This is a genomic window from Serratia sp. (in: enterobacteria) (assembly GCF_046715635.1).
In the GTDB taxonomy this organism is placed as follows: Bacteria; Pseudomonadota; Gammaproteobacteria; order Enterobacterales; family Enterobacteriaceae; genus Chania.
In genome coordinates, this window is the sequence record NZ_JBKJYW010000209.1 from 19,593 (window position 1) to 28,176 (window position 8,584).

Here is an 8,584-nt window from a genome sequence, read left to right on the forward strand (position 1 = left end):
CTCACCCTCGCTTGGCCAAGGCCAGTTTCAATTCAGCGTAATAGTGATTATTAATGACATAACGTTTCATCAATAGGCCGATGATTAAATGGAATAATGCCGGAATTATCGTCATCATCATGGCAATGCCGGTTAATGCATTGGCCGTCTGCTGCACGTCGGGTTGATAGCCGAAATGACTCAGCAGGAAGCCTAATAGCCCACCGGCGATCCCCATACCAAACTTCTGGAAAAATAAAATGCCGCCAAATGCCAGACCGGAAACCCGCTTACCCGTCTTGTTTTCGCCATAATCTACTGCTTCGGCAATCGAGGACCAGAATATCGGCATCTGCATATCGCAGAAGTAGTTAATCAGGAAATAAAATACGAATGCCAACCACAGGTTATTTTGTCCAACCAGGAAAAACATGCCCAGACTCAAAACAAAGGTCATCAACTGGGTATAACGGAACAGCTTTATTTTGTCGTACACCCGGGTGATATAGGTGGTGGAGATCATGGCCAGTATCGAGGCCACGACCCCTACGGTCAGGAACGGGGAAATCAGGGCATCCCCACCTTCAAGGTAATACTTGGCATAGTAGGCAGCCACGGAACCACGGATAACATAGCCGCACATCAGTAACATGATCACTACGCCCAACAGTAACCACTGATCGTTGCGCAGCAACAGCCTGAACTGCTCGGGCAGGCGCATGGTGGGAATTTCCGGGCGGCTGCGTTCACGGGTGGTCATAAAGCAGAAGATGAACAGCACCGCTCCCATCACGCCCATCAATCCCATTGAGAGTTGATAACCATGAGCCTTATTACCTTGACCAAGCCACACGGCCATCAACGGCACTACAATAGTCACCAGGAACGCCGCAATTTTAGTCATCACAAACCGGTAACCATTGGCACTCAACCGCTCCAGTGGATCGTCGGTAATGACCCCAATCATGGAAATATAGGGGATGGTAATCGCCGTATAGATAACGGTCATTAAAATATAGGTGAAGTAGGCCCATGCCAATTTCGCGGTGTAATCCACATCTGGCGTGATGAACATCAGATAAACGGCAAAGCCAAACGGAATGGCGAACCACAATAGGTAGGGACGATAGCGCCCCCAGCGGGTGTTGACTTTATCAGTTAACACTCCCATGAGCGGATCGATAATCGCATCAATCAAACGCACAACCACAAATAAGACGCCAACATCGGCGGCATGTAAACCATAGATATCGGTGTAGAAATACGCAAGTAATAACTGCATGGCGATAATAATGATATTAATAGCCATGTCACCGGCGCCAAATCCTATCTTTTCGAGGACTGATAATTTCATGTGAGCACCTTTTCTTGAGATCTGTTAACGATGTCGCCTGTTAACAACAGGTCATTTTCATGGGTTAATGCAAATCGCTAATGCCACATAACGCTTATCCGAACGGCAGTTATCTTCCGCCTTGTTCAACGGTGGATAATTTTCCCTGAAATGTTGGCACAGATTCAGTGTACCCTTAAAGCAAAAAACATAAAGGTATACTATTATACTTTTTGATCGTCATCACAAAGATTTCACTCGATAGGATCCTGCGAAAAGCATCTGACCGCTCCCGGTGCGGGTTTGGCAGAAAGACATTTGCCGCTTGTCTGATCGCCCTTTCACGGGCAAGCTTAGGCACCTACTGCCTTATCGAAGGATCTCACGTGACTACGCACCGCTTATTACAGGCGCTTGAACAACAGATCGCCGCCTTGGCCAGCGAAATCCAACCGCGAGGTGATGCCCCAATCTCGCAGGCACGTTTTGACGTAGCGCTGTTCTCCAACCACGGCACGCGGTTACGAGATTATCTGGCCGAGATACAAAAGAACTTTGCCCAGCTACAAACGGCAGTAAAAGACAGCCGTACCGCCCACGTTGCCTTTCTGGCGGAAAAGCTGGTGGCGCAGCTCACCGCGTTACAGCGCGAAATGGCGACCCAGACGATACGGCGCAAAAATCAGCCAAAGGAAGTGGCGGTGGTCGATTTGTATCATAAGCTCGCCGAACATCAGGATTATGAACGCCGCCTGATCGCCATGATCCAGGATCGCGAAAGCCTGTTAGGGCAACAAACCACCTTCGCCGCGCAGAAAAAATTACAGCAGGAACTGGCCGCATTTGAAGGCAGATTAGTGCGTTGTCGGCAAGCATTGGCACGTATAGAGCGCAGCATCGAGCGAAAAGAAAACGGTTTTTGAATATTTGTCACATTATTTTAATGATTATTCCCCTCCCCGCGCCAGGTTCACTATACTCAGCCCAAGCACAATCTCGTCTCTCCTGCGTTTAAAACACGGGAAGATCCCTTCACTAATACAAACGTTGGACTTATGTCGCTAGATAATGCCTCCCCAGAATTACAACTGGCGGTAGACTTGATTTACCTGCTGGAATGTAACGAGATCGATCCAGCAACGGCGCTGGCCGCGCTGGATATCGTCAGAAAAGATTATCAGGAAAAGATGCAGCGTGCGGGCATCACCTCACCGTATTTGCCCGCGGGCCAATGATCTTGGCCCGCTTGCGCTATTGTCAGGTTCCTACACCGCAGGTTGATCACCGATGCCAGGAACCTGCGCCCGCTTGACCTCCTGCACCTCATTGCCCTGCTGGTTATGCAGATATACTTCCAACTGGTTGAAGGCAATATTAATGTCGTTCTCACGGCACAGGCGGTCAATCGCCCGGTTCAGTTCATCCACGGTATAGCTGCGATCGCGCAACTCACGCACATACAACCTCAGCTCATGATCCAGCGTGCTGGCGCCAAAGTTGAGGAAAAAGACCATCGGCTCAGGATCCGTCATCACGCGCGGATTTTCATGCGCCGCCCGCAACAGCACCGCCTTCACCTTGTCCAGATCCGAACCATAGGCCACCCCTACTTTAATCAGCACGCGGGTAATGGTGTCTGACAGTGACCAGTTAATCAGCCGCTCGGTGACAAACGCTTTGTTAGGAATGATCACTTCTTTACGGTCAAAGTCCGTAATGGTGGTAGCGCGAATACGGATCTTGCTGACCGTCCCGGAGTACGTGCCGATGGTGATGGTATCGCCGATCCGTACCGGGCGTTCAAACAGGATAATCAGGCCGGAAACGAAGTTGGCAAAGATTTCCTGTAAACCGAAGCCCAACCCCACCGATAGCGCCGCCACCAGCCACTGTAGTTTGTCCCACGAGACGCCTAGCGATCCTAATGCGGTGATGGTACCCACCGCCGTGATCAGATAGGTCAGAATGGTGGTGATGGCATAAGACGCCCCCTGTCGCAGCTGCAGACGGGATAACACCAGCACTTCCAGCAGCCCCGGCAGGTTACGCGTCATAACGTAAGCGACGATCACCGCCAAGACAGCCACCATCATATTACCCAGCGTCACCGCCTGCGGTATCACACTGCCCGCTACGCTGCTGGAGTAATGCCACAGGGTAACGCTATCGAGATAGGAGATCACCGTCACCAGATCCGACCATATCGCATAAAACGCACTGGCGAAGATCAGAAACAGCACCATGGTGGTCAAACGCAGCGACTGCTGGTTGATTTGATCCAGTGCCAGAGGGGGTTCCTCTACCGGCTCGTTACCTTCGGCTCCCTCTTTCTCTTTGGCCAGGTTTTGGCGGCGCGCCAGGGCACGGCGATAGGCCAACCGACGAGCTGCGACGCTCAGGCCACGGATCGCGGCCAGATAAACGATATTCCATAGGAAGAACAGATACAGGCTGTCGATCCAACGGCCAGCCAAACGTAACGTGGTATAGAAGTAACCGGCAAACATCAGCCCAAGCAGGATCACCGGTGTGGCAGCCAGCGCGGTGACCATCAGCAACCGCACCGTATGGGAGTCTTTTTCGCGCCAGTGGTCGCGGCAGATGGGAAACACCAGCACCGCTAATAGCGCCAACGTCAGGATCACCACCACCTGGCCAATAACATCTTCGACCAATCTCAGCGGGGCTTTTTCGCCCAGCACTGACCAGAAGATCAGCGGTAACAGGGCCAGCCCCAACCTGAAGGTCTGACGGCGATAGTGCGCACAGCGATCGGCCGGGGTATTAAAATGCCGCTCCGAAATGCCACCGGGGGCCAGCATGCGGAAGGTGAAGCCAAACACTAGCCAGAACAGCGCCAGCTGTTGTGACAAGGCCCAGATAAAATCGCTGATGCTGAAATCGGCCCGATAGAACCAGAACCCGGCACCGAGCAGCAGTAACGAGCCCGGTAACACCTTTAATAAGGTCAGCAGGATGGCTTTCGGCGTATGCAATTGGCTATCACGCTTTAGCTGGCCGACATCATTGGCCAGTTTTTGCAGATGCCGGTCAATCAGGCGATAGCGCCAGCGCAGTAGGCCAATCACTATCAGTAACGGGATCAGGAACACCAGGGCATGCAGCCCGCCCAACAGCATTTGGCCAGGTTCGAATTTGAAATCCAGCCCGGCCAGCTGTTCTTTCACCGCGCCCGGCAGCCCCTTGAGCCAAGCGAAATCGATCGGTTTGTTGCTGTTAACCCAGAAAATCTGCTGGGTAAGCGTGTCCTGTACCGAGCTATAGACGCTGGTCAGTTGCTGCTGATTAATCTGCAGGTTGATAGCCAACGACAGTTGGTTATTGAGCTGTTTATTCAGTTGATCGAGCAGCTCACGGCGCATGTCGACAATTTCATTCAACGCATCAAGCACGTCACCGCTGGCCTTTTCCTTACTGTCCGCCACCAGTTTGTTGATGAAGTCATCGCCCTTGAACAACTCATCGCGCTGTTGATTGATCTCAAACTGCTCCAACCGTAAGTCCGCAATATGGGTGCTCATATCCGCCACCAGCGTGCCCGGCGGCAGGTTTTGCTGCTGCTGATAAAGAATGCGCGACAGCACCAGGCTGCCCTTCAGCACCTGGATCTGCTCTTTCAGGTTTTGTTCCGATTGCAGGCCGCGATCGAGCCAGTTTTTCACCTGAATATTTTGCTGGAACAGGGTATTACTCTCTTGCGTGGCGGTGATCAGCCGCTGGCTGATTTGCCGGTTGATGTTCAGCTCCTTGCTCACCAGTTTGTCGCTCTGGATATCGCTGGCATCTTCCGGATTCTGCGCCTCTTTCGCCGTTTTTTCCGACAGCGTCAGCCGTTTGCTATTTACCACATCCTGCAACACCTGCACCCGGTGATCCAGGGCATCGATGTTCATGGTGGTGTAATCGCGCTGCTTCTGGAGCAGATCTTGTAGCGTGGTATTGGCCTCCAGACTTCTGCGCTGCAGGTCTATCTCGGCATTCAGCAACACCTGCTCCGTATTGAGCATGACCTGTTGAGTGCTGCGTAGCGCCTCTTGCGCCGGCGCTCGATCGCTAAGGAGGTTACGAATTTCCTGTAAGCGCTGGGAGGCAGCGTACATACTGCTCTGCACACGCTCGGGCTGGGTCTGTAGTGAGATGAGTTGGCTGTTGTAGGTTGAGAGGCTTTCCTGAGTGTCCTGCAGTTCGTCCAACGTTTGGTACAGGCGGCTTTCCAACTGGCGTAGGGAAAGCGGCAGCAATTCGGCTCGCGTTACCGCTTCATCAGCCGGGTTCTTCAGCGATTCCAGATCGCGCGTGACCTGCTGTAATTTGGCAGGTGCCTGCTGAACCTGCTGTTTAAGCTGGTTAACCTCTTGCTTGGTGCGATCGAGGCCGTCAAGCAACTCCATCGTACGGGTTAAATCCTGCAGGGATTGTTTTTCGATCGGCGTCAGGTTTTTTTGCTTGTTCAGCGTCTCTATCTGGCTCTGAATATCGCTGCGCGCAGGGAGATCGCTGCTCTGTGCCGCGAACGCGCCCAAGGGCAGAGCCAGTGCCGCCAACAACAAAAACCATAGCGTGATAATGCGGAATTGACCCGCAGAGTAAGAGAAGGAAACCGTTTGGACAGCGGGGAGAATACGCCTGCGACTCATGATTTAACGTCGGTTTAACAATGAAGCGCCAAGGTTATCACGATCGCAGGTTGGCAATGAATAAGAAAAGCGTTGCAGATGATGAATGGCAAATCCCCGTCGTCTTGCAAGCTACAGCGTTGTTAACGCTCTTGTCGCCTAGCTGTAGCTCGAAATCCATAGGGGATATGTAGAGTACCGTTGTGGATTAGAAAGTCAGCACTTTCTCCGCCGTCAGCGTCCACTGAGCCAATTCCACCAGCGTGCCAATTTCCACGCCATCGGCCAGCTTCAGTTGGCTCACGCCACGGGCATCGGCACAGGTTTTACACAGTTTGACCGGTACCTGCTGCGCCGTCAGGATCTCCAGCATCTGCTGCAAATGATAGCCTTCACGCGGCTGTTGACCGGCAATGCCTGCCACGACCGCATCGGACATCAAAAACAGTTTCAACTGCAGGCCGGGCTGCTGTTCTTTCAAGGTGATAGCCAGACGTAGCGCATTAAACAACGATTCCTGACCATAGGCCGCACCGTTGGCAATCAGTAACAGAGATGACATTGGGATTCTCCTTATCTAGGTCTACCGGGCTGACGCATTCACACGCAAAGAAGGGCTAAGCTGCGCCATTTCGAGGAAGCTGTCGACCAAGATACTCGCCTCTGCTTTGAGATCAAAGCTTTCCGGCATAAACAACCAGTTCTCCATCAGGCCGGTGAGGTACGCACGCAGGATGATTGCGGCCCGGCGGGTGTGGAGATCGGCAGGGAGTTGGCCATGATCGATACTCTTGCGTAACACGCGTTCGATACGCTCATAACTTTCAAGGTAAAGCACCTTGCGAGCATCATGTAATGGCATCATTTCGCCGATAAACTCGCATTTATGGAACACGATCTCCATCAATGCCCGGCGCCGACTGTCATCGACCGTAGCGGTGAGAATGTAAATCAGAATCTCTCTTAAAATACGCAGTGGATTATCAGGATACTTTGTCTGATACTCTATCTCCAGATCGCCTACTTTCGACTCTGAGAGCTCCCAAACTTCATTAAACAGGTCTACTTTATTCTTGAAGTGCCAGTAAATTGCACCACGTGTCACCCCTGCAGCGGTGGCGATATCTGTCAGTGAGGTTGCTGATACGCCACGTTCAGAGAATTCCCTCACCGCAGCGTCGAGGATCTGTTGTCGTGTTTCTTGCGCCTGCTGTTTGGTTTTTCGTGCCATGGTGTTGTTTTTTACAGGGAGTTTGATTTACATACATTCGCGAATGTATGTACCATAGCACGCAGATAAAATTAACGCAGCAATGGGTTTAAAAGCTTGTGATCCATTGATCAATTTGAAATCGGACACTTGAGGTTTTTCTATGAACAAAAACAGAGGGTTAACGCCTCTGGCGGCAGTTCTGATGCTTTCAGGCAGCTTAGTGCTTACAGGATGTAATGATAAAGAAACCCAGCAACAAGCCCAACACCAGGCTCCTGCCGTGGGTGTGGTGACATTGAAGGCTGAACCTCTCAATATTACTACCGATCTTCCTGGCCGTACCGCAGCATACCGCATCGCCGAAGTTCGCCCTCAGGTAGGTGGCATCATCCTGAAACGCAACTTTATTGAGGGCAGCGATATCAAGGCGGGTGTTTCACTGTATCAAATCGATCCAGCGACCTATCAGGCAGCCTATGACAGTGCCAAAGGCGACCTGGCCAAAGCCCAGGCTGCTGCAGAAATCGCGCGTCTGACGGTAACCCGTTACAAGCCGTTGCTGGGTACCAGCTACATCAGTAAGCAAGAGTTCGATAACGCCACCTCCACCCTGCTGCAGGCTAACGCCGCAGTGGTAGCTGCCAAGGCAGCTGTGGAAACCGCACGTATCAATCTGGCTTACACCAAAGTGACTTCACCTATCTCTGGTCGTATTGGTAAATCAGCGGTCACCGAAGGGGCCCTGGTCACTACCGGTCAGGCCACTGCGTTGGCTACCGTGCAGCAACTGGATCCGATGTATGTCGACGTGACCCAGTCAAGCAACGACTATCTGCGCCTGAAACAAGAGCTGGCTAACGGCACTCTGAAACAGGAAAACGGCAAGGCTAAAGTGAAGCTGCTGCTGGAAAACGGCCAGGAATATGCGCAAGAAGGAACGCTTGAGTTCTCTGACGTAACCGTTGATGAAACCACCGGTTCCATCACTATTCGTGCCATTTTCCCTAACCCGAATGATGCCTTGCTGCCAGGTATGTTCGTACGCGCCCGTCTGGATGAAGGCGTGCGTAGCGATGCCTTGCTGGTTCCGCAAGAAGGCGTCACCCGTAACCCACGTGGCGAAGCTACCGCGATGGTTGTAGGTGCGGACGATAAAGTGGAAGTACGTACGCTGACTGCCGCGCAGGCGATTGGCAACAAGTGGTTGGTGACGGCTGGTTTGAAACCGGGCGATCGCGTGATTGTCACTGGCTTGCAAAAAATCAGGCCTGGCGTTCAGGTGAAAGCGCAGGAAGCTGATAGCAGCAAGCCGCAGACTGCGTCTGAACCCGAGAAGAAGTCATAAAAAGGAGCCGGTAATACATGGCTAAGTTCTTTATAGATCGCCCCATATTTGCATGGGTAATCGCCATCATCATCATG

Annotated in this window: 7 protein-coding genes; 3 read left to right on the forward strand and 4 right to left on the reverse strand. The window is 52.2% G+C overall.

Annotated features, from left to right (window positions below):
- Position 1: 1 nt before the first annotated feature.
- Positions 2–1,333, reverse strand: a complete 1,332-nt coding sequence (locus ACLQ7H_RS10500; RefSeq protein WP_411752606.1) for an MFS transporter — start codon at positions 1,331–1,333, stop codon at positions 2–4.
- Positions 1,334–1,698: 365 nt separating this feature from the next.
- On the opposite strand from ACLQ7H_RS10500, the gene priC reads away from it, so the two are divergent.
- Entirely contained in the window at positions 1,699–2,235 is a 537-nt protein-coding gene (priC, locus tag ACLQ7H_RS10505) for a primosomal replication protein PriC (RefSeq protein WP_411752607.1), read from the forward strand.
- 132 nt (positions 2,236–2,367) lie between these two features.
- On the forward strand, positions 2,368–2,547 hold the full coding sequence (gene rsmS, locus ACLQ7H_RS10510) for a pleiotropic regulatory protein RsmS (RefSeq protein ID WP_411752608.1): 180 nt from the start codon (positions 2,368–2,370) through the stop codon (positions 2,545–2,547).
- A gap of 30 nt (positions 2,548–2,577) precedes the next feature.
- Here the strand turns inward: rsmS and mscK are convergent, their stop codons facing one another.
- The 3 genes from mscK to acrR all read right to left on the reverse strand — a co-directional run bounded on the left by mscK (position 2,578) and on the right by acrR (position 7,180).
- Entirely contained in the window at positions 2,578–5,970 is a 3,393-nt protein-coding gene (gene mscK / locus ACLQ7H_RS10515; protein ID WP_411752609.1) for a mechanosensitive channel MscK, read from the reverse strand.
- Between the two features lie 187 nt (positions 5,971–6,157).
- Positions 6,158–6,511: a DsrE/DsrF/TusD sulfur relay family protein gene (locus ACLQ7H_RS10520; RefSeq protein WP_411752610.1), complete on the reverse strand. Its 354-nt coding sequence runs from the start codon at positions 6,509–6,511 to the stop codon at positions 6,158–6,160.
- Positions 6,512–6,532: 21 nt separating this feature from the next.
- Positions 6,533–7,180, reverse strand: coding sequence for a multidrug efflux transporter transcriptional repressor AcrR (acrR, locus tag ACLQ7H_RS10525; RefSeq protein ID WP_411752611.1), 648 nt, complete (start codon positions 7,178–7,180; stop codon positions 6,533–6,535).
- Between the two features lie 142 nt (positions 7,181–7,322).
- Between acrR and sdeX the strand changes: the two genes are divergently transcribed.
- A complete protein-coding gene (sdeX, locus tag ACLQ7H_RS10530) occupies positions 7,323–8,507 on the forward strand; it encodes a multidrug efflux RND transporter periplasmic adaptor subunit SdeX (RefSeq protein ID WP_411752612.1) in 1,185 nt (394 codons plus the stop codon).
- Positions 8,508–8,584: the final 77 nt, after the last annotated feature.

Bases quoted from the DNA above. Each gene is read 5' to 3' on its own strand.
- ACLQ7H_RS10500 (WP_411752606.1), bottom strand. From the start codon at position 1,333: ATGAAATTATCAGTCCTCGAAAAGATAGGATTTGGCGCCGGTGACATG.
- rsmS (WP_411752608.1), top strand. From the start codon at position 2,368: ATGTCGCTAGATAATGCCTCCCCAGAATTACAACTGGCGGTAGACTTG.
- mscK (WP_411752609.1), bottom strand. From the start codon at position 5,970: ATGAGTCGCAGGCGTATTCTCCCCGCTGTCCAAACGGTTTCCTTCTCT.
- ACLQ7H_RS10520 (WP_411752610.1), bottom strand. From the start codon at position 6,511: ATGTCATCTCTGTTACTGATTGCCAACGGTGCGGCCTATGGTCAGGAA.
- acrR (WP_411752611.1), bottom strand. From the start codon at position 7,180: ATGGCACGAAAAACCAAACAGCAGGCGCAAGAAACACGACAACAGATC.
- sdeX (WP_411752612.1), top strand. From the start codon at position 7,323: ATGAACAAAAACAGAGGGTTAACGCCTCTGGCGGCAGTTCTGATGCTT.